Origin of the sequence: Pseudoalteromonas sp. NZS100_1 (assembly GCF_015864285.1) — a bacterium.
Taxonomy (GTDB): Bacteria; Pseudomonadota; Gammaproteobacteria; order Enterobacterales; family Alteromonadaceae; genus Pseudoalteromonas; species Pseudoalteromonas arctica.
The window spans coordinates 138,627-157,793 of the sequence record NZ_JADYXN010000002.1; the positions used below are offsets into that span (position 1 = coordinate 138,627).

The window sequence follows — 19,167 nt, forward strand, 5'->3', positions numbered from 1 at the left end:
AAACTGTTTGCTTTACAATAGAAGTTAATCTGGCATTAACTCTACTTTACTGTAACAAATCTACTCGTAGTACCCTCAAAGAATATCTGCTAATGATTATGGAGAGTAGTGTTTAAAGTATTGAATTTTATGTTTTTTACCTATAATTTATATTTTTTAATAGCTCCCTCTATTATAAAACACTTCTAAAATCCATTGCATTGTTAACAGTTAATTGTTTTATATCGTCGTTTGTGTAATTATCTTGTGTAGTTTTAACGCTTTTTAGCTATCAATTATTGCTCAAAAGTACACATTTAAACACGCACAATAGTAGGCCAACATGTTTCTCAATCCTTATAGTGTAAAATTAGCATCCTCGTTTTTTTGTTTATCGGTACTTGCAGGGTGTCACAATGCGAAAGCTTCAGATCAAAATTCAACTAAAGGAGCCACTCCATTAAAAAAAGAGCATATAATTTTTGATTTTGAACAGGATAATTACAGCCAATATATAAATACAATTAATGGCTTTAGTACATTAATAAAGGAAGGTGGAAACCATAAACTAGCGGTTACATTAAAATCTAAATCTAATGTAGAAAGTGACTTTGAATTTATAAACCCAAAAGGATGGGATTGGCAAGCAACAGGAAACTTTGCCCTTGCACTTGATATACAAAACCCTGATGAGGCTTCTACTCACCTATACATAAAGACAATAGACAAGTCGGGACAATTTCAAACTCGAAGTGTTGTTGTGCCAGCAAAGTCTCAAAATACGTATTACATAGAATTAAAAGGCGCAAATTTAAATGTTAATTCAGGTATTCGCTCAAACCCACCAAGTTGGAAAAGCAGTTATACGCCAATAATCTATAGAGGCGGACAAAAAAATATCGACGTTAGCAGCATTGTAAAAATATCATTTGGAGTAAAAGGGCTACTTGACGATAAACGAATTTTAATAGACAACTTACGCCTTATAAAGCCAACTAATTTTGATACTAACTATCTAAAAGGGTTAGTTGATAAATTTGGGCAAAATGCAAAATTAGACTTTACCAATAAAGTATCTTCAACAGAGCAGCTACAAGTTATTTCTCAAAAAGAGCAAATTAACTTACAAAACTCACCAATGAAAGGACGTTCTAAATATAGTGGCTGGAAAAACGGCCCACAATTAAAGGCAACGGGATATTTTAGAACCGAAAAATACAAAGGGAAATGGAGTTTAGTCGACCCAGAAGGTTATCTGTTTTTTTCAACCGGCATTGATAACGTTCGTATGGCAAATACTTCAACTATTACCGGTTACGATTTTGACCAAAGCTATATTAAGCAGCGCGAAGCTAATGATTTAACACCAGAGGATTCATTAGGATTAAATCCAGCTCCAAAAACTGCGTGGTCAACACGTTATAAAAGCTCAACACTAAGATCTGATATGTTTAATTGGCTACCCGAGCAAAATAACCCTTTAGCAGATAATTACGGCTACAGACGCGAAGTTCACAGTGGTGCAATTAAAAAAGGTGAAACGTTTAGCTTTTATCGCGCTAATTTAGAGCGAAAATATCAAACCCATAACAACAACGACTTAATGAAACAGTGGCAAAATACCACTGTAAAACGCATGCTTTCATGGGGCTTTACTTCTTTTGGCAATTGGATAGAAGAAGACTATTACCATACTAACCAATTACCTTACTTTGCTAATGCGTGGATCATTGGTAATTTCAAAACGGTAAGCAGTGGTAACGACTACTGGAGCCCATTACCTGACCCATTTGATCCATTATTCGTTGAGCGCGCAGATGTAACGCTTGCAAAAGTAGCCCAGCAAGTTAAAAACAGTCCTTGGTGTGTTGGTGTATTTATTGATAACGAAAAAAGCTGGGGCATGATGAATTCTGACGCCTCACGTTATGGTATTGCTATTAATACACTTAAAAATAACGCCCAAAATAGCCCGACTAAAGCACAATTTGTTACCTTAATGAAAAATAAGTACAGCCAAATTAGCAAACTTAATAAAGCATGGAATACACGTATTGCCTCATGGGATGAGTTTGCTGCAGGCGTCGCACTCACGCAGTTTAACGAGCAAACTAATATCGATTTATCAGCGATGTTATTTCATTATGCTAATCAGTATTTTGCAGTGGTTGACGCGGCTATAGCTAAACACCTTCCAAATCAGCTGAATATGGGAGCACGTTTTGCTGACTGGGGTATGACGCCTGAAATAAGAGCCGCCGCTGCCGCGCATGTAGATGTGATGAGCTACAACTATTACCGAGAGGGATTAAATGAAGATTTTTGGGCATTTTTATCTGATATAGACATGCCAAGCATAATAGGTGAATTTCATAATGGTGCGCTTGATTCTGGGCTATTAAACCCAGGCCTTATACACACTCAATCTCAGCAAGAGCGTGGTACTAAATACAAAAAATATATGAATAGCGTTATAGATAACCCATATTTTGTTGGTGCGCATTGGTTTCAATACATAGACTCTCCACTAACTGGGCGAGCATACGATGGTGAAAACTACAATGTAGGCTTTGTAAATGTAACGGACATTCCTTACAAACCGCTTGTAGATGCAGCTAAAAGCGTGAATAAATCGTTGTATGAACGCAGGTATAATAATGCAAAAAATTAAATATATACTAAGCGCTGTGTGTGTTTTCTGTTTGGGTGTATCTGCTAAGCAAAGTAACACACTTTTATTCGAGCAAGGCCCCTACAAAATATTTAATGAGCAAGCGCTTGAAGTGCTTAACTTAAATAGCCATGTTAAAACCCTCGCTTCGGGTTATGACTGGCTAGAGGGGCCGGTTTGGGTTAATCAAGGAGGATATTTATTATATTCTGATATACCTAATCATCAGGTTTATAAATATACACCAGGTAAAGGTGCAAGTTTGTACTTAGCGCATAGTGGCTATTCAAATGGTTTAATTGTAAATAAACAAAATGAGCTTGTGCTTTTGCAATCGCGCTCACGTGTTATATCAAAAATGAAGACGCCATTAAGCACGCCTAAACCACAATACCTACAAATTGTAAGTCATTATAATGGACAAAAGTTTAACAGCCCAAACGATGGCGTTTTTAACGACCAAGGCATGCTTTATTTTAGTGATCCACCCTATGGTTTACCTAATCAATTAGATGATGAAGGCAAAGAGCTTAAGTTTCAGGGGGTATATTCACTTAAAAATACAGGGGAGCTTACCTTGCTAGATCGTGATCTTATTTATCCTAATGGGGTCGCATTATCAGCTGATAATAAAACGTTATATGTGGCGGCATCTAATGCTAATAAACCTGCGTGGTATCAGTATGATTTAAATGACAGCGGTGCAGTGATAAGTAAATCTTTATTTTATGAATTACCACCAGCAATTAAGCATGACCAAGGCTTACCAGATGGTTTAAAGGTACATAAAAGTGGGATTATATTTGCTACAGGTCCCAATGGGTTATGGTTATTTAATAAAAATGCTGAGCTACTAGCTCAAATTGAAATGCCAAATATTAGTGCTAATCTAACGTTTAACCAATCACAAAACCGCGTTTATATAACAGCGCATACACAGCTATTGGCACTTGATTTAAAATAGTCTTGTTATTCTATTGTTAAATTAAAGCCCCTATAAGCACGCTTGATAGGGGCTATTTACTCTTTGTTGCCTACATGAATGAAGGTAAGGGGCGTGAGCAGGACGCGGAAGCTTTGCTCGGTTTTTACTTAGCCCACTAGGTTACAAATCTCACGCTGCGATTAAATAGCCTCGAGTTTGAACAAATTTTAATTCTCAAAGATAAACAGACCTTCGGATAATTTCGCTTAATTAAACAGATAACCTTTACAACAACAAATACCTGTTGTAAATTGTTAACAATGAACAGTGTCATGTTAACTAATTCGGTGGCTTAATGAAAGTATCATCACAAACAATCAAAAGTGTAAAAGTCGAGTATTACCAAATTCCGCTAGCAGAAGTGTTAAGTGATGCAAAGCATGGCGATCACACTCACTTTGAAGTTATTACAGTGCATATTATGACTCACGACGGGTATGAAGGGATGGGATATACCTACACTGGCGGCAAAGGTGGTCGCGCAATTTATTCACTCCTTAACGATGAAATAAAGCCCGGTCTAATTGGACAAAATTCAATGTCTATCATGGCAATTTGGGACAAATTGCAGTGGGATCTTCATTATGTTGGCCGAGGTGGACTACTTAGCTTTGCGATTTCAGCAGTTGATATAGCGCTGTGGGATATTAAGTGTAAGCGCTTAAATGCACCATTATGGCAAGTTGCGGGTGGTAGCAGTGACCAAACAAAATGCTATGCAGGCGGAATAGATTTAAACTTTAGCCAAGAAAAACTGCTTAGTAATATAGATGGTTATTTAAATCGTGGCTTTAATGCAGTAAAAATTAAAGTCGGTAAACCCAACTTTAAAGAAGATATAGAACGTGTAGCCGCAGTAAGAGAGCTAATAGGTAAAGATAAAATACTTATGGTAGATGCCAATTACTCAATGACTGTTGAGCAAGCTATTCGTTTTGCTAAATCAATTGAAAAATACGACATAACCTGGTTTGAAGAACCGACTATACCTGATGATTACAAAGGCTTTGCTCGCATAGCACAAGCGACTTCAATACCGCTTGCAATGGGTGAAAATTTGCATACATTGCACGAATTTGGCTATGCGATTAGTCAAGCTAAATTAGGTTTTTTACAACCAGATGCATCAAATATTGGTGGCATAACAGGGTGGTTACATGTAGCGAGTATGGCATATACCCATAATTTACCTATTTGTAGCCATGGCATGCATGAACTACATGTATCACTGTTGGCATCTCAGCCTCACGCTGGTTTTTTAGAAGTTCATTCATTCCCTATAGATGAATATACAACACGTCCTTTAAAGCTTGAAAATGGGCAAGCGTGCGCGCCAGATATAATTGGGACGGGTGTAGAATTTGACCCTCAACTAATGAGAACACATTTAATTAAACAGTCGTAACTAGAAAAATTAGTAATAAAAGAAAAGAGTTGTTGTGTGTCCACAAATTCAGTGTAGAAATTATTTATCAAGGAATGAATGATAATCTCTTTGTCATAAGTTTTAATTTATGAGTACTGATTTTGTGGACGCTTTTATAAAGGTAAATAGTTATTGCCATTGCAAATATTGATTGTTTTACACAAACCCAAATTGCTTAGTCTGCTGTAAAACTGTTGGTTGCAATTCACACCGAGAATAGCTTCATTACCTAGATTTTAAATTAATTAGTTAGGGGCTCTCACAACTCCGTCAAAAGCCAGCTTTAATTGCTGGCTTTTTTATATTTAAAATAGCAATAAAGAGCATCAAATTACCATTTTTAAGCAAAATCAGTGTATTTGTATAATAAGGTTGCGATTAAAATGGTGTAACAAAAATAGATTAATAATAGAAATTAGGTTTCATTATGACGTCAAAAGTAACTGGTATTAGCGAGTTTCCCGATGCGTTTGCACAGCAACGAAAAGTAACAGGAATGGGTCAAATGGATGACCAAAACGATCCTATAAATATGATCTTAGGCTTAAAAGATGTACGAAAAGCAGCGCATAATTGTGCTGTTTTTCAATCGGGTGCTAAACCTGGACGTATTGTAATTCCATCAGAAGTGGCAATACGTGAAACACGCCAAATTCCGTTTGAAGTAGACCCTCCTCAGCACGGTGGCTTTCGTGAATTATTAAACCCTTGGTTTAAACGCCCATTAGATGAATGTTACCAAGCGCGTTTACAAACCATTATTGATGAAACTATTGAAAACGCCTTTAAAGCAGAGTCGTTTGATGTGGTGTCACAATTTGCTTTACCACTTCAATCTAAAGCGTTAACGCTGTTACTTAATACCTCAATGGATAAAGCACAAACATGGATAGATTGGGGTACTCATGTATTTAGAAGTGAAGACAGTGACCTTGATGGCGATAAAGCCAATATTCTATACAACTACATTGATGAGCAAATAGAAAACGCCATTGCAATCCCGGGTGATGATTTATATTCAGTGCTTTTAAATTCACAGGCGAACGGTAAAAAGCTGAGTAAAGAAGAAGTAAAAGGTGTGATGATCCTCACCTTTGCAGGGGGGCGCGACACCGTTATAAACGCGATCACAAACTCTATTGCCTACTTTAGCGAAAACATCAGCGATTTAAAGCGTATTGATGATGAGCCTGAAATATTAAACAGGGCCGTAGAAGAACTAATTCGCTATTTTTCGCCGCTTACGCAAATGGGCCGTGTCGCTACGCAAGACACAAGTGTATGTGAGCACGCTATAAAAGCCGACACACGAGTTTCGTTATGTTGGGCGTCGGCTAATCGCGATGAAAAGGTATTCAAAAACCCTAACAATGTCGACTTCGATCGAAAAGTTAACCCGCATATTAGTTTTGGTTTTAGCCATCACAATTGTTTGGGCGCAACGCATGCCCGCCAAATTTTACGTCAACTAGTGTTATCGCTTGCTAATAAAGTTGCTCAAATAGAGGCAATAAAAGCAGATGAAAATATTGAAAAACTCGGTGAGTTTTCAAGAAAGGTTGGCTTTAACAGTCTGCACGTTAGCTTTAAATCAAAATAAAAACACCGTAGAAAATAGTTAAATAAATACAGTAACAAGTAAAAGTAGAGGATTAATACGATGGCGAAAGTAATATTTATAACCCAAAAAAACGATGCAATTGAAGTAGAGGGCGACAGTGGCTCGCTAATGGAACTGGCATCAGCAAATGGTGTTGCTGGTATTGATGGTGATTGTGGCGGTGTATGTTCGTGTGCAACGTGTCATATTTACTTAACACCGGATGACTTTAAAAAAGTAGGTAAACCCGATGAGATAGAAAGCGACATGCTAGAGCTGGACGATAACGTAACGCAATACAGCCGTTTATGTTGCCAAATTGAGGTGTCTGAAAATATTGATGGCATGACCTTCAGAGTAGCCAATTAAAAGCGGGTACAGCATTATGCAAAACACACAATTAGAGCCAAACTCACTGCAGCAAAGCGTTGTTATTATTGGTGCAAGCCATGGAGGCGTTAACTTTGCATTTAACTTACGCCAGCAAGGTTGGCTGGGTAAAATTACGTTACTCGATAGCGATCCTGAACTGCCATATCACAGGCCACCGCTGTCTAAAAAAACGCTGCAATCGTTAGAGGTAAAATCAATACCTTTAAAGGTGCAAAAATCCTACACAGATAGCCATATAGATTTATGTTTAGGTGAGCGTGTTACTGCAATTAATAAAGATAACAAAATAGTTACTATTGAAAATAATAAGCATCTAGCATTTGATAAATTAGTAATCGCAACCGGTTGCTCAGCTTTTATTCCTCCAATTACAGGCCTTAGTGAAACTGTAGATGAATATGGCACCTCTCAATATTTCGCAATGCGAACACATAGTGATGCCGTAGCAATAAAAAAAGCGCTAAGTGCAAGCACTAACAAAGAAGTGGTGATTATTGGTGGAGGTTATATCGGCCTTGAATCGGCGTCATCCTTTATTGCACTTGGCGCTAAAGTAACGGTTATCGAAAAACAAGAAAAAATACTATCGCGAGTCACATCATCTGCTATGTCTAACTTTTTAACTGATTTACACAAAACGAAGGGGGTAGACCTGCAAACAGCAAAAGATATTGTACAAATTAAGCACACAAACAATAAACATTATGTGCAATGTAGTGATGGCAGTGAGTATCCCGCCGATTTTATTTTAATTGGCGTAGGTGTAAGGCTAAATACACAACTTGCAACAGATGCTGAGCTGGTGGTTGAGCAAGGCATAAAAGTAAATGACGTATGCCAAACATCACACCCTGATATCTACTCAATTGGTGATTGCACTATTCATTTTAATAAAATTTATAATCGTTGGATCAGACTTGAGTCGGTACAAAACGCAGTTGACCAAGCTAAAGTTGCTGCGCAGTTTTTAGCTAAAAATAATACGTCAGCTCCTGCACTCCCTTGGTTTTGGTCAGATCAATACGAATATAAATTACAAATAGTAGGTTTATCACAAGGCTATAACGAGATTATTAAGCGCCAAGAAGCTCCCGGTCAATTTTCACTTTGGTACTTTAATAACGACACACTGCTTTGTGTGGAAGCTGTTAATTATGCAAAGGCCTATGTACTTGGCACACAGGCTATTAAGCAAGGTTTAAAGGTAAACAAACAGGTATTGAACAATTTGACTATAGCACTTGCAAAACCTCAGTTATTTCAGGCGTAACTGCTGTCGATACTGATGCGGAGTCACTTTAAAGTGATGTTTAAACTGCTTAATAAAATACGACGGGCTAGAAAAGCTTAAATCGTAAGATATATCAGTCACCGAAACATCACTTTGCCCGAGTAACCGTGCGGCATTATATAACTTGTGCTGAATCAGGTAGTCGGAATAAGGCACTCTAAAGTGCTTTTTAAATACCCTTGAAAAATACGAAGGTGATAAATGGCAAAGGGCTGCGGCTTGCTCAAGTGACAGGTTAAGGCCGTTATTTGTTTTAAGCTCATTAATTACCGGAGCAAGCTTTTTAAAACTTGCTGAGCTACTTAATGACGTTTGCTGCTTAGATAAACTGCTTTTACCATATTCGCACACCATAGTGATTAAGCTATCAAACAGTTGAGCACAGGTTTTACTTTTAGGATTTTCGTTAAATTCGCTAAGCATCCAAGCGAGCAACTTATGAATCCTTTTTTGTATTTCAATGCTAAAGCTTAAATGCAAACCAGTTTTTAGTAATTCTATAAATTCTTGTAAGGCCTGATTATTAAGGCGTTCAGGCATAAATTGCACAATATACCAAGATTTAGGGCGCGGATTTAAAGCAAAGTCGTGGGTTTCCATAGCGGGTGTAAAAACGGCCTCAAAATCAGAAAGAATCGATTCACCTTGATGATAAAAATAAGTGCCGTCAATTTGTTCAAAAAATATAAATTCATGCACCTGATGAAAGTGCATAAAACATGAATAGCTATCGTGCTGAAGATAACTTACATGATGAATTTCGAAATCGTAACCGTCTTTTATACAAAACGGTTCACAGTAAATTGTCGGTTGCTTCATAACATAATACTTATATTTAGAGACTTAGGAGTCTACATGTACAAGGCAAAAGCTGCAATTGCAGATGGAAAAGGCGGTTTTTTCTTCGATATCGTTAATGTCGGAAAACCAAGTGCTGGCGAAGTAAAAATTAAAATAAAAGCCTCAGGTATTTGTCATACAGATTGGGATTCAATTAAAACGTGGAATAAAAAATTTATCATTGGTCATGAAGGCGCAGGAACCGTTGTTGAGTTGGGCGAAGGTATAACGGAATTTACTATCGGCGATAAAGTAATACTAAATTGGGCGATTCCGTGTGGTGAGTGTTTCCAGTGCCAAGAGGGTAATTTACACATTTGTGAAGTAAATAGCCCCGTAACTGGCAATGGTTTATGCGGACACGCAGGTAAACAAGCGTGTGAGCATAATGGCAATAGCTTAGAGCGCTCATTTCATTTAGGTACGATGAGCGAATACACCGTCGTTAAGGCTGCTGCAGTTATAAAAATACACAGTGACATTCCTTTTCCAAGTGCAAGTATTGTTGGTTGCGGCGTAATGACCGGTTACGGATCAGTAGTTAATGCAGCTAAAGTAAAAGCAGGTTCTTCAGTGGCCGTATTAGGCTGTGGAGGCGTAGGACTAAATGCAATACAAGGGGCTGCAGTTTCAGGCGCCGCTAAAATAATAGCAATTGATTTGTCACCGGAGCGATTAACACAAGCTAAAGCATTTGGTGCTACACATACCGTACTTGCTAAAAAGTATGACCCTGATTTAGTTCACATGATAAACGAAGTTAAAGCGCTAACAAATAGTCGCGGAGCCGATTATGCCTTTGAGTGTACAGCAGTGCCGGCACTTGGTTCAGCGCCATTAGCATTAATACGCAGCGCGGGAGTTGCGGTACAAGTGAGTGGCATTGAGCAAAAAATAGATTTTGATTGCGAACTATTTGAGTGGGATAAAATTTATATAAATCCGCTCTACGGGCAATGTAATCCTAAGCGCGACTTTGCTCAAATACTAGACCTTTATGACGCAAAAAAGCTCAAGCTCGATGAGCTAGTCACAAAAACTTACTCGTTAGATGAGTTACAAACAGGCTTTGACGACATGCTAGCAGGGCGTATCGCTAAAGGTGTCGTCGTGTTTGATGATTAAAGGAGTATAAAATGGCAATTCATCGTTTAGAAATATCAAATAGCAGCTACACCGCTGATAACTTTGTAACGCTAACCGCGTATAGCAGCCACTTAAAAGGGCGAGGTGATATAAGCATTTACCAAGAAGCAACCAGTAATAAAAATGTACCTATAATTGTATTACTGCATGGTGTGTATGGTAGCCACTGGGTGTGGAGCCAGCTAGGGGGCGTACATAAAGTGTATCAGCAGCTTCGTAGCAGTGGCCTTAACGAGTTTGTATTAGTGATGCCATCAGATGGCGCGCACGCCGAGGGCAGCGGGTATTTGCCACTTAAAAATGCAGATTATGAAGCATGGATTGCTGATGATGTGATTAGCGCTGTTATTCAAACTCAACCAATGTGCTCAAACTCATCAAATATTTATATTACGGGGCTTTCAATGGGCGGCTATGGCGCTTTGTGTTTAGGCGCAAAACATTCAACTATTTTTAGCGGTATATCAGCGCACTCATCAATTACCAAGCTTGACGACTTTACTCATTTTGTTGATGAACTCACTCTAACGCCCCTAAAACAGACCAGTGACAAGTACGGCGGTGATGTGTTTAAAACACTTAGTGCTAATAAAAAAACACTACCGCCGCTTAGATTTGATTGCGGCAAAGACGATGTACTTTTTAGTGCTAATTCTGCATTAGCTCAAAAGCTAGCTGATGAAAATATTCCTCACACGTTCAATATTTTTGCAGGCACCCATTGCTGGGAGTATTGGCACGAACATGTAGCTAAAACTATGATCTTTTTTGCTCAATTAGAAAGCAAAACTCACACACAATTAAAATAAGGAAATAACCCATGAAAGTCATTAGCTCACTTTTAATTGCATTTGCATGTACTGCATCAAGCAATTTAGTCGCACAGCCAGAAGTATCCGTAAATTTAAACGTAAAGCGAAGTATTGACGGCCTATCAACCTTTGATAGAAGCAAATATATTGTTATGCACTCGATGCTAACAACAACCGATTGGAAGGGGGAAGAAGATAAGCTCGACTACTTACTTAACGACCTTGATGTGTACTTTGGTCGTGATAACGGTTCTATGCCGTATTACGCGACTCAAGTTGAGCAAAACCCAAATAATCTAGGGTACGCAAGCCCTGAGAGTATCGCTGCTTATGGCAAAACTGCTCGCGAAGATTATTATGGTAAAACGTTGTCGAAGCTTCATAAATACGACAATAGAGCCCATGTAATGATAGGCGGGCAAATTAATCAGTTTTGGATTGGTAATCATAAAGGCAAAGGCGAATGGAGCTTTGCTAATACCGATGCCGTGGGTCAATACATGGGACATTTTGTAAATGAATTTTATCGAAATGACAACCAAGGACCGAACAAAGGCCCAGCACGCCCACAATACCTTGAAATACTTAATGAGCCACTTTACGAACTTGTTGATGTACATCACGGTAAGCCTATCGATACATTTATTTTTCATAACGAAGTAGCCCAAGGCATACGAAAAGTTAATACAAGTATTAAGATTGGTGGGTACACCACTGCCTTTCCATGGTTTGACGATAACAATTTCAATCGTTGGGATGAGCGAATGAAGCTATTTTTAGATACCAGCGGTGAATACATGGATTATTTTTCGATTCACCTTTATGACTTTGGCTACTTAAACCGCGATAAAGGCGTTGCTAACTTTAAAGGAGCCCGTATAGAAGCCACTATGGATATGATGGAGCAATACGAAAAGCTTAAACTAGGTAAGGTAAAACCTTTCATGATTTCGGAATACGGCGGGCGTGACCATAAAACAGAAGCAACGCCATGGACTGCAATAAATGACTGGCAAACTATGAAATCGTTTAGCCCTATGATGATGCAATTTATGGCTAAACCGAATCTCATACTTAAAGCCATTCCATTTAGTTTAGCAAAAGCAGAGTGGAGTGGTAATGAGGGACGCGATTATGCTTGGCGCTTACTACGCCACAATGACGAAAAAACAGGTGAAACAGGCGATGAATATGTATTCACCGACATTATTAAATTTTATCAATTGTGGTCAGATGTAAATGGCACACGTGTTAATACTGAATCAAACGAAGCCGACTTACTAGTAGATAGTTATGTAAACAATAACAAAGCATATGTAATTATCAGTAATTTAGAAACAAGTGCTAATAGCGCCTTGCTAAATTTAACAGAGCTACCAAGCAATCCGATTAATAACATTAAAATTAAGCACTTGCACTTTGCTAATGGTGAGCCAACACTTACAACAACATCACAAAATATTGGTGTAAAAAATGAGTTACCAAAAAGCATTAACATAGGCGCAGAAGCCACAGTAATTATTGAATATACGTTCAGCGACAATATAAAAATTATTGCTGAGTCTGACGAGCATAAATACTATGCAACAACCTACAAACAGGCAATTAAAGCCAATACAGCGCTTAAATTTAACATTAACGATGTAAAAATAAGTGAATATGGTAAAGGTATATTGCGTTTAAGTTTTGGTAGAGAGCATGATTTAGCTCAACAACCTATCGTTAAAGTAAATGACACTTTAGTTACTGTACCAACCGATTATGCCGGTGATGAGCAAGTATTTCGCCCACAAGTATTTAGTATGCTAGAAATCGAAGTACCAAACGAGCTGTTAAAAACCAATAATACAATATTAGTTACATATCCTGATGATGGCGGATTTGTTAGCAGCGTGACGCTCCAAGCGTTTGAGTACAGTGATGATATTTAATTTAAAAAACTAACTATTTGTTATGATATAAAAAGCAAGGTCACTAATTATTAGTGGCCTTAGTTGTTATTCGTCCGCTTTTTAAATTCATAGACAATCTTTAATTATCACAGAAGTCTTATTAAATTTTAAAAATAGATGGCATAATTCGTATGCATTAGTGATTGATCTTTATGTGTATTATATTTACTTGTGCTATTGGCCGAAAAGAAAACAGATGCCTTAATGGTTGGCGGAAGCTTATTTTATGTTTATCCCGCACTACTTGTTTATGGGGTACCAATATCAATTTTATTAAAAAAATTTAATGTTTTTAATTTACCTATGGTTCTTTTAGCGAGTGTAACTCCATTTATTATAATTATTCCAATGGGATGGAATGAGCCTATAATACCCTTATTTGTAATTTGCTTTGGCTCTATTGTTGTGGCTATAGGTTGTTGGTATACACGTTTACTCTTATTTAAAAATAAAAAAATAACCAATAACCTGTTGCAGTTTAAAAGAGAGTTACCGACTATCAATCATAAGTATATCTAGTTTATGTTGAGCCCTGGTTTGATTTTTTATGTCGATAGGTTCAATCATCTCGCATTCATCTCTGATCATTTCAGGTATTAGGCTAGGATAGTGTCGGCAATCCTCTGGTCGGTCGAGGTAGATACTGCAGGTATACATATTTTTAGCGAGAGGGTCTTTTTTAGGGACAATTTCTAAAAATGGGCAAGCATTTAGCCTTAATCCTGTTTCAGGATCGAACCAAATCTCATTGTTTTTAACGTATTCATAAATTTCGGGATTAAAAAGCTCCCATAAATCTATTTCTTCTTTTGATGCGCTTAAATCGCCGCCGCCGTATTTAATACAGCATTTACCACACTGGTTACATTCTTTCATAATTTAGTTGGCTGTTAACGAGTTTAAGTTAGTCGCTAGTGTAGCACCGAATTTATTTATAGCTGTTCTAAAAGATTCGCGTTTTTGATAATAAACAAATCATACATACTAAAATTACTGATGACACACCTTGTTACCCTTTATAGCGTGCACATCAATATGAATAGTTTAGGCTCAATGTTTATAGAAATAAATTAGCAGGGAGTAACCATGAAAGACGCTTTAGATAATTTTAAGACAGAATTTAATGCAAAACGCTTGTATTGGAAAAATCTGAAAAGCTACAAAGCAAAAGTGTTCTTTATCCTCTTATTTGTAGCTGTTATTGCGCTAAAATTATTTACGACGGTTTTTACCTTCGATTGGATAGTGGGTTTGTTTTAGTACCTTTTTCTGTTTTTACCTGAGCACGTTAAGTTCTAGCCCTAATTTAAATAAAATTTTAACCACAACGCGTTTAACGCCTACGCTATGTTCATTATTAATGTATTATTACGCCATACAGCTAATTCAATAAATCAGTGGTTAAAATAAGCTTTTAACGACTGAAAATACTATTTTTACTAAAGTAAAAGCATTTAGTTTAGTAACTCTAAAGGATACCTCGCGATGATGAACACAAAAGTATATAAAGCGGTACATGACCTTGCAGAAGATTTAATGGCGGCAGCTAATAAAAATAACCGTGAAAAGTTTGAATCGTTATTTGCAGAGCTAAAAGCTATTTGTATAGAAAATGAAAACACATCAAAAGATCACCCTGTACAATGGGAAACGCTAGCTGATTTTACCGAAGAGCTAGAGGAGGCAATCACTACTTATGAAAAAGCATTAGAGAAGTCGGTTGCGATTAATAACAAAGATCACATGTCGTCGGTTGCTTTTTCAATGGCTACGTTACAACTAGAGCTTGGTCAAAAAGACGAGGCCATTAAAAATCTTCAAAATGCTAAAGTTAGCGCTAATAAAATTGAAGACAAAGAGCTTAAAGCTGAAATACATGACCTACTAGAGTCACTTATTGAAGAAGAAGGTTAAGCTGATTTAGTGAGTATTATTTAACGTTTTATTTAGCTTTATATTTAACAAGAAAGCGCTGGTGGGTTATTTCATACCTTCAGCGCTTTTTTGTATTACAAAGTAAATTAGTTTTGTTTGTTTTTAATCGCTAATTTATCCATAAAGTCCACAATGTACTTTGCTATTTCAACTGGTTTTTCTTCAACACTAAAGTGCCCAGAATCGAGTAAATGCAGTTCTGCGTTTGGTACATCTTTTAAATACGCTTTAGCGCCTGCAGCTATAAATGCTGGATCGTTTTTACCCCATACAATTAATGTAGGTGGCTGATGCTCTCTTAAATATGCTTGCCATTTGGGGTAGTCGAGTAGGTTGTTGTAGTAATCTTGTAGTAGCTGTACTTGAATTGATCGATCAGTTTTAGTTTGTAAAAAATGAAGGTCGTGAGTCCAGCTATCAGGGTTCATTATTTGAGTATTATTTTGCACATCGCGTAAGTACTGTTTATTAGTAATGGCTTGCTCTGAAGTAAATGAATACAGCTTAGCTTGTTGTGCTTTGGATTTATCTTGATTAGCTGTTTTAAAAAATGTTTGCCTTGCAGGAGTTAAACCTTCTAAATATGCATTACCATTTTGCACGATTAATGCCTCGAGTTTATTTGGGTTACTTAACAGCATTCTAAAGCCTACAGGTGCTCCAAAATCTTGAATGTAGAGGCTGTAGCGCTTTACTTTAAGCGTTGTCAGTAGTCCTTCAACATATCTAGCCAGTAACTCAAATGTATATTTTTGATCCCCAAGGTTTGGGCGGTCGCTATAACCTGAGCCTAAATAATCAGGTGCTATCACATGATAACGCCCAGATAAAAGCGGAATAAGCTCACGGTAGCTATGTGATGACGACGGATAACCATGTAAAAGTACAATGGTTTGCTCATGTTGCTTGCCTGCTTCTCGATAAAATATTTTTTTACCATTTACGTTTGCATATTTGTAAGTGGTTTTTGAAGGCCATACAGCATCTGTGGCGTACACTTTGGCGGTAAGTGTAGACATAGATACTAATAAAAACACAATAAATGAGGCGATGTGAGCAGGTCTTATTTTAAGATTGTTTTGTATATCTGGGTGCATAACTAAACTCGTTAATGTTTTGGTAATACTGCTTTATTAACAAATTAGACCAGCCATCTTAATAATTACATTCATTAAAACTTCCAATTTACTTAAATGTCTAAGTATAAAATATAATAATTGTTAACAGTTTAACCTCTAAAATATCAATTCGAATCTGTCGTAAAAAAATATATTCTTAAAAAACTAAGTGCATATATAAAAATTTAATTCTTGTACTTATTTCATGCCGATAAATTAAAAAGTATTTAGTAACATATGCTTACGGTTGTTTTTTGTCGTGTGTGTTATAAGTGACTATTATTTGTAACTATAAATATTGTGTTCATGTTGTTCATTTAAACTTTAAATTCACGTGCCTATTTATGGTACTAAAGTGTGAAATTTGAACAAGTCATTAATTTATTGTTGCATACAGTTAATTGTTAACATTATATTGATTGTGAATTCGATGCCTTTACACAAAGGATTAATTTTCACACCAAGATAGGTAACAAAAAATGAAAAAAAGCTCATTGTATTGCGCGATTTCGAGCGCGCTATTACTTTCAAGCGTTTTTAATGCACACGCTGGCACTGTTATTAAACAAACGTCTTCACAAATGTGTTTTAGAACCGCTGATAATGCAGTAAATGGTACTCAAGTAGTATTAAACAATAACTGTAGCGGTGATGCAGCAGGGTTTAGCTGGACATCTGGTGGGAGTATAAAGCACGTTAAGTCGGGTTTATGCGTCCACCCTGGCGGCTTAGCAAACCCCGTCGATGGACAGCAACTTGTTTTGTGGTCGGGTTGTGACTTTGATAACCGAGTGAAGTTTACTAAAACGTCGGCTAATGCTATTAAGCATGTATCAGGAGGTAAATGTGTTCAACCAACTAACACATCAGACGGTAGTAATTTAGTTGTTAAATCGCAGTGTGGTGCAAATCAAAGTAAGTTTGTTGTTGAGCAACAAGCAAGCAGCGGTGCAAGCGTTAGTAACGATAAAGTTAAGGTACAATTTAATATTGATACAAAACATGCTGTAGGACAGTTTGATAGCTTCGACCGTCGTAAGTTTATTACATTGCACTCATCTAATACCGAAAGTGACTGGTTTGGAAATAATGCTCAAAGTTTAAATGCGCCTAATGCTGATCTTAATTTAATGACGAACTTTTTAGAAAATTATGATGTATATTTTGGCCGCGATACCGGCAGCATGAAATATCAATTAACACAGTTACCAGAAGATTCGGCTAAACCAGGTTATGCAAGTGCGGTAACGGCTACAACTAATGGTGGCGGTGTTAAATGGAATTACTCCAATATTACCACAGATGAAGCTAAAGCAATGCGAAAGCATGAAGGGCGTAACAGTGATTTAATTGTCGCAGCACAGCAGCACCCTTATTACCCAGATGGTACTAAAATTGGTAACCAAAACTGGTCTTTTTCGCAAACTGATACTGCCGGCGAACCACTAGGCACCGCGCTTGGTGATTATATGGCGCAGTTTTTACAAAAGTACTTTAAAGCTGGCGCATCAGATACTCTAGGTCAAAAGCGCCCAACATACCTTGAAGTTATGAACGAGCCACTATTTGAACTACACGACTTTCCTCATAAAGGTTATGACAAAGAAAGTCTATATGACATCTTTAGGCTACATAACTCAGTTGCAGATGTAGTTCATAATAATTCAGCATTGAACGATGTAAAAGTAGGCGGTTTTACAGTGGCATTTCCTGATTATGAAAAAGGGGCAAACTATTTTGATAATTGGAAGCAACGCGACAAGGCATTTCTAGATATTGCAGGAGATAAAATGGATTTTATTTCGATGCACTTATACGATTTTCCAAACTTTCCAGGCGGCCCTGGTGGTCAACATCAAGAGCAATACCGTAAAGGTAGTAACATGGAAGCGACTCTTGATATGGTTGAGCAATACATGGCTTATAAATGGGGGAGTATTAAACCAATAGTCATTTCGGAATATGGATCGCAACTGCAAGGGTCTTTTGGCACTAAATGGACACCGCAACGTGATTGGCTATGTTTAAAAGCAATGAGCTCTATGCTTATGAGCTTTATGGAAAGGCCTAACCGTATTGATAAAGCCATACCGTTTATTCCATTAAAAGCAGAGTGGGGCCGTATAAGCGATACCATTCCGTATTACTGGCGTTTACTACGTCAAGCTAAAGAGGGAGAAGGTGAAACCGGCGAGCAGTGGGTTTACACCGAAATGGTTAAGTTTTACCAGCTTTGGTCAGATATTAAAGGGACGCGAATCGATAGCTGGGCGAGTGATTTGGATATACAAGCAGATGCTTATGTTGATGGCAAAGATGTTTATTTGGTATTAAACAGCCTTGAAAATTCACCAACCAATATTGATTTAAGTGTTTTAGGCGGTGGTTCTAATAGCGTTACTGGCGTAAACATTAAGCATTTACATCCTGATGCTCAAGGTAAACCAGTCCTTGATGATAACGATAGTACAGTATTACCTGATTTAGTTAATTTGGGCACAGAGTCAACGATGATCATTAAAATTAGTCATCAAAGTAATGTGATAATTAATAATATTAATCAAGAAACTAAGCACTACGCAAGTGCTGTGGTTAAAGATATTGTTGCTAACTCAACTCAGTTTTTTACAATTAATAACGTTGATAAAGGAACTAATGGCGAGGCAGTATTACGCTTAGGTGTTGGTCGTCCTCATGGTAAGTCGCTTACACCTACGGTTACTGTTAATGGTAATAAAGTCGCTGTACCTACTGATTTTAGAGGGTACGACCAGGTTAATGGAGGGTTAGGACGCGAACGTTTCTTTGGTGTACTTGAAATACCGGTACCTTATAGCGACCTTGCAAAAACGAATAGTATTGAAGTGACATTTCCAGACACTGGCGGCGCTGTTAGTTCACTTACATTACAAAACTTTAAAATGAGTAAACGTATTACTCGCTAAAAACGTGTAATAAAGGTTAAGTAATAAACAAACTGCGGGTTTATCTATATAATAGATTCGCAGTTTTTTATTTT

16 protein-coding genes are annotated in these 19,167 nt (G+C 37.3%); 13 read left to right on the forward strand and 3 right to left on the reverse strand.

All coding sequences use genetic code 11. From position 1 onward, the window contains the following. Positions 1-322 precede the first annotated feature (322 nt). The 6 genes from I6F66_RS01980 to I6F66_RS02005 all read left to right on the forward strand — a co-directional run bounded on the left by I6F66_RS01980 (position 323) and on the right by I6F66_RS02005 (position 8,324). On the forward strand, positions 323-2,650 hold the full coding sequence (locus I6F66_RS01980; protein ID WP_166113094.1) for a beta-galactosidase: 2,328 nt from the start codon (positions 323-325) through the stop codon (positions 2,648-2,650). Beyond that, on the forward strand, positions 2,637-3,614 hold the full coding sequence (locus I6F66_RS01985) for an SMP-30/gluconolactonase/LRE family protein (RefSeq protein WP_165741465.1): 978 nt from the start codon (positions 2,637-2,639) through the stop codon (positions 3,612-3,614). The genes I6F66_RS01980 and I6F66_RS01985 overlap by 14 nt, the downstream gene beginning before the upstream one ends. A gap of 316 nt (positions 3,615-3,930) precedes the next feature. Next, positions 3,931-5,040, forward strand: coding sequence for a mandelate racemase/muconate lactonizing enzyme family protein (locus I6F66_RS01990; protein WP_165741463.1), 1,110 nt, complete (start codon positions 3,931-3,933; stop codon positions 5,038-5,040). Between the two features lie 448 nt (positions 5,041-5,488). After that, a complete protein-coding gene (locus tag I6F66_RS01995) occupies positions 5,489-6,661 on the forward strand; it encodes a cytochrome P450 (RefSeq protein WP_197208584.1) in 1,173 nt (390 codons plus the stop codon). A 60-nt stretch (positions 6,662-6,721) separates the two neighbouring features. Further along, complete coding sequence (locus I6F66_RS02000) at positions 6,722-7,030, forward strand: 2Fe-2S iron-sulfur cluster-binding protein (RefSeq protein ID WP_165741151.1); 309 nt, start codon at positions 6,722-6,724, stop codon at positions 7,028-7,030. A 16-nt stretch (positions 7,031-7,046) separates the two neighbouring features. Beyond that, complete coding sequence (locus I6F66_RS02005; protein ID WP_197208586.1) at positions 7,047-8,324, forward strand: NAD(P)/FAD-dependent oxidoreductase; 1,278 nt, start codon at positions 7,047-7,049, stop codon at positions 8,322-8,324. Here the strand turns inward: I6F66_RS02005 and I6F66_RS02010 are convergent. Beyond that, on the reverse strand, positions 8,310-9,164 hold the full coding sequence (locus I6F66_RS02010) for a helix-turn-helix transcriptional regulator (RefSeq protein WP_231611814.1): 855 nt from the start codon (positions 9,162-9,164) through the stop codon (positions 8,310-8,312). The genes I6F66_RS02005 and I6F66_RS02010 overlap by 15 nt on opposite strands. Positions 9,165-9,200: 36 nt before the next feature. On the opposite strand from I6F66_RS02010, the gene I6F66_RS02015 reads away from it, so the two are divergent. The 4 genes from I6F66_RS02015 to I6F66_RS02030 all read left to right on the forward strand — a co-directional run bounded on the left by I6F66_RS02015 (position 9,201) and on the right by I6F66_RS02030 (position 13,614). Further along, positions 9,201-10,310 (forward strand): Zn-dependent alcohol dehydrogenase, encoded by a 1,110-nt coding sequence (locus I6F66_RS02015; RefSeq protein ID WP_197119176.1) that lies wholly within the window; start codon positions 9,201-9,203, stop codon positions 10,308-10,310. Positions 10,311-10,321: 11 nt separating this feature from the next. Continuing rightward, positions 10,322-11,140 (forward strand): alpha/beta hydrolase family protein, encoded by an 819-nt coding sequence (locus I6F66_RS02020; RefSeq protein WP_197119175.1) that lies wholly within the window; start codon positions 10,322-10,324, stop codon positions 11,138-11,140. A gap of 11 nt (positions 11,141-11,151) precedes the next feature. Continuing rightward, positions 11,152-13,074, forward strand: a complete 1,923-nt coding sequence (locus I6F66_RS02025) for a beta-agarase (RefSeq protein WP_166113100.1) — start codon at positions 11,152-11,154, stop codon at positions 13,072-13,074. A 225-nt stretch (positions 13,075-13,299) separates the two neighbouring features. Beyond that, positions 13,300-13,614 (forward strand): hypothetical protein, encoded by a 315-nt coding sequence (locus I6F66_RS02030; protein ID WP_165727321.1) that lies wholly within the window; start codon positions 13,300-13,302, stop codon positions 13,612-13,614. Here the strand turns inward: I6F66_RS02030 and I6F66_RS02035 are convergent. Continuing rightward, on the reverse strand, positions 13,585-13,971 hold the full coding sequence (locus I6F66_RS02035) for a YkgJ family cysteine cluster protein (RefSeq protein WP_197119174.1): 387 nt from the start codon (positions 13,969-13,971) through the stop codon (positions 13,585-13,587). The genes I6F66_RS02030 and I6F66_RS02035 overlap by 30 nt on opposite strands. Before the next feature lie 210 nt (positions 13,972-14,181). On the opposite strand from I6F66_RS02035, the gene I6F66_RS02040 reads away from it, so the two are divergent. Both I6F66_RS02040 and I6F66_RS02045 read left to right on the forward strand, forming a co-directional pair. After that, positions 14,182-14,355, forward strand: a complete 174-nt coding sequence (locus I6F66_RS02040; protein ID WP_197119173.1) for a hypothetical protein — start codon at positions 14,182-14,184, stop codon at positions 14,353-14,355. Between the two features lie 225 nt (positions 14,356-14,580). Continuing rightward, complete coding sequence (locus tag I6F66_RS02045; protein ID WP_149592459.1) at positions 14,581-15,009, forward strand: tetratricopeptide repeat protein; 429 nt, start codon at positions 14,581-14,583, stop codon at positions 15,007-15,009. 107 nt (positions 15,010-15,116) lie between these two features. Here the strand turns inward: I6F66_RS02045 and I6F66_RS02050 are convergent, their stop codons facing one another. After that, entirely contained in the window at positions 15,117-16,127 is a 1,011-nt protein-coding gene (locus tag I6F66_RS02050; protein ID WP_166376295.1) for an alpha/beta fold hydrolase, read from the reverse strand. Between the two features lie 500 nt (positions 16,128-16,627). On the opposite strand from I6F66_RS02050, the gene I6F66_RS02055 reads away from it, so the two are divergent. Next, complete coding sequence (locus I6F66_RS02055) at positions 16,628-19,093, forward strand: agarase (protein WP_197119172.1); 2,466 nt, start codon at positions 16,628-16,630, stop codon at positions 19,091-19,093. Positions 19,094-19,167 lie beyond the last annotated feature (74 nt).

Excerpts from the sequence above, each read along its gene's own strand:
- I6F66_RS01980 (WP_166113094.1), top strand. The coding sequence starts at position 323 with ATGTTTCTCAATCCTTATAGTGTAAAATTAGCATCCTCGTTTTTTTGT.
- I6F66_RS01985 (WP_165741465.1), top strand. The coding sequence starts at position 2,637 with ATGCAAAAAATTAAATATATACTAAGCGCTGTGTGTGTTTTCTGTTTG.
- I6F66_RS01990 (WP_165741463.1), top strand. The coding sequence starts at position 3,931 with ATGAAAGTATCATCACAAACAATCAAAAGTGTAAAAGTCGAGTATTAC.
- I6F66_RS01995 (WP_197208584.1), top strand. The coding sequence starts at position 5,489 with ATGACGTCAAAAGTAACTGGTATTAGCGAGTTTCCCGATGCGTTTGCA.
- I6F66_RS02000 (WP_165741151.1), top strand. The coding sequence starts at position 6,722 with ATGGCGAAAGTAATATTTATAACCCAAAAAAACGATGCAATTGAAGTA.
- I6F66_RS02005 (WP_197208586.1), top strand. The coding sequence starts at position 7,047 with ATGCAAAACACACAATTAGAGCCAAACTCACTGCAGCAAAGCGTTGTT.
- I6F66_RS02010 (WP_231611814.1), bottom strand. The coding sequence starts at position 9,164 with ATGAAGCAACCGACAATTTACTGTGAACCGTTTTGTATAAAAGACGGT.
- I6F66_RS02015 (WP_197119176.1), top strand. The coding sequence starts at position 9,201 with ATGTACAAGGCAAAAGCTGCAATTGCAGATGGAAAAGGCGGTTTTTTC.
- I6F66_RS02020 (WP_197119175.1), top strand. The coding sequence starts at position 10,322 with ATGGCAATTCATCGTTTAGAAATATCAAATAGCAGCTACACCGCTGAT.
- I6F66_RS02025 (WP_166113100.1), top strand. The coding sequence starts at position 11,152 with ATGAAAGTCATTAGCTCACTTTTAATTGCATTTGCATGTACTGCATCA.
- I6F66_RS02030 (WP_165727321.1), top strand. The coding sequence starts at position 13,300 with ATGGTTGGCGGAAGCTTATTTTATGTTTATCCCGCACTACTTGTTTAT.
- I6F66_RS02035 (WP_197119174.1), bottom strand. The coding sequence starts at position 13,971 with ATGAAAGAATGTAACCAGTGTGGTAAATGCTGTATTAAATACGGCGGC.
- I6F66_RS02040 (WP_197119173.1), top strand. The coding sequence starts at position 14,182 with ATGAAAGACGCTTTAGATAATTTTAAGACAGAATTTAATGCAAAACGC.
- I6F66_RS02045 (WP_149592459.1), top strand. The coding sequence starts at position 14,581 with ATGATGAACACAAAAGTATATAAAGCGGTACATGACCTTGCAGAAGAT.
- I6F66_RS02050 (WP_166376295.1), bottom strand. The coding sequence starts at position 16,127 with ATGCACCCAGATATACAAAACAATCTTAAAATAAGACCTGCTCACATC.
- I6F66_RS02055 (WP_197119172.1), top strand. The coding sequence starts at position 16,628 with ATGAAAAAAAGCTCATTGTATTGCGCGATTTCGAGCGCGCTATTACTT.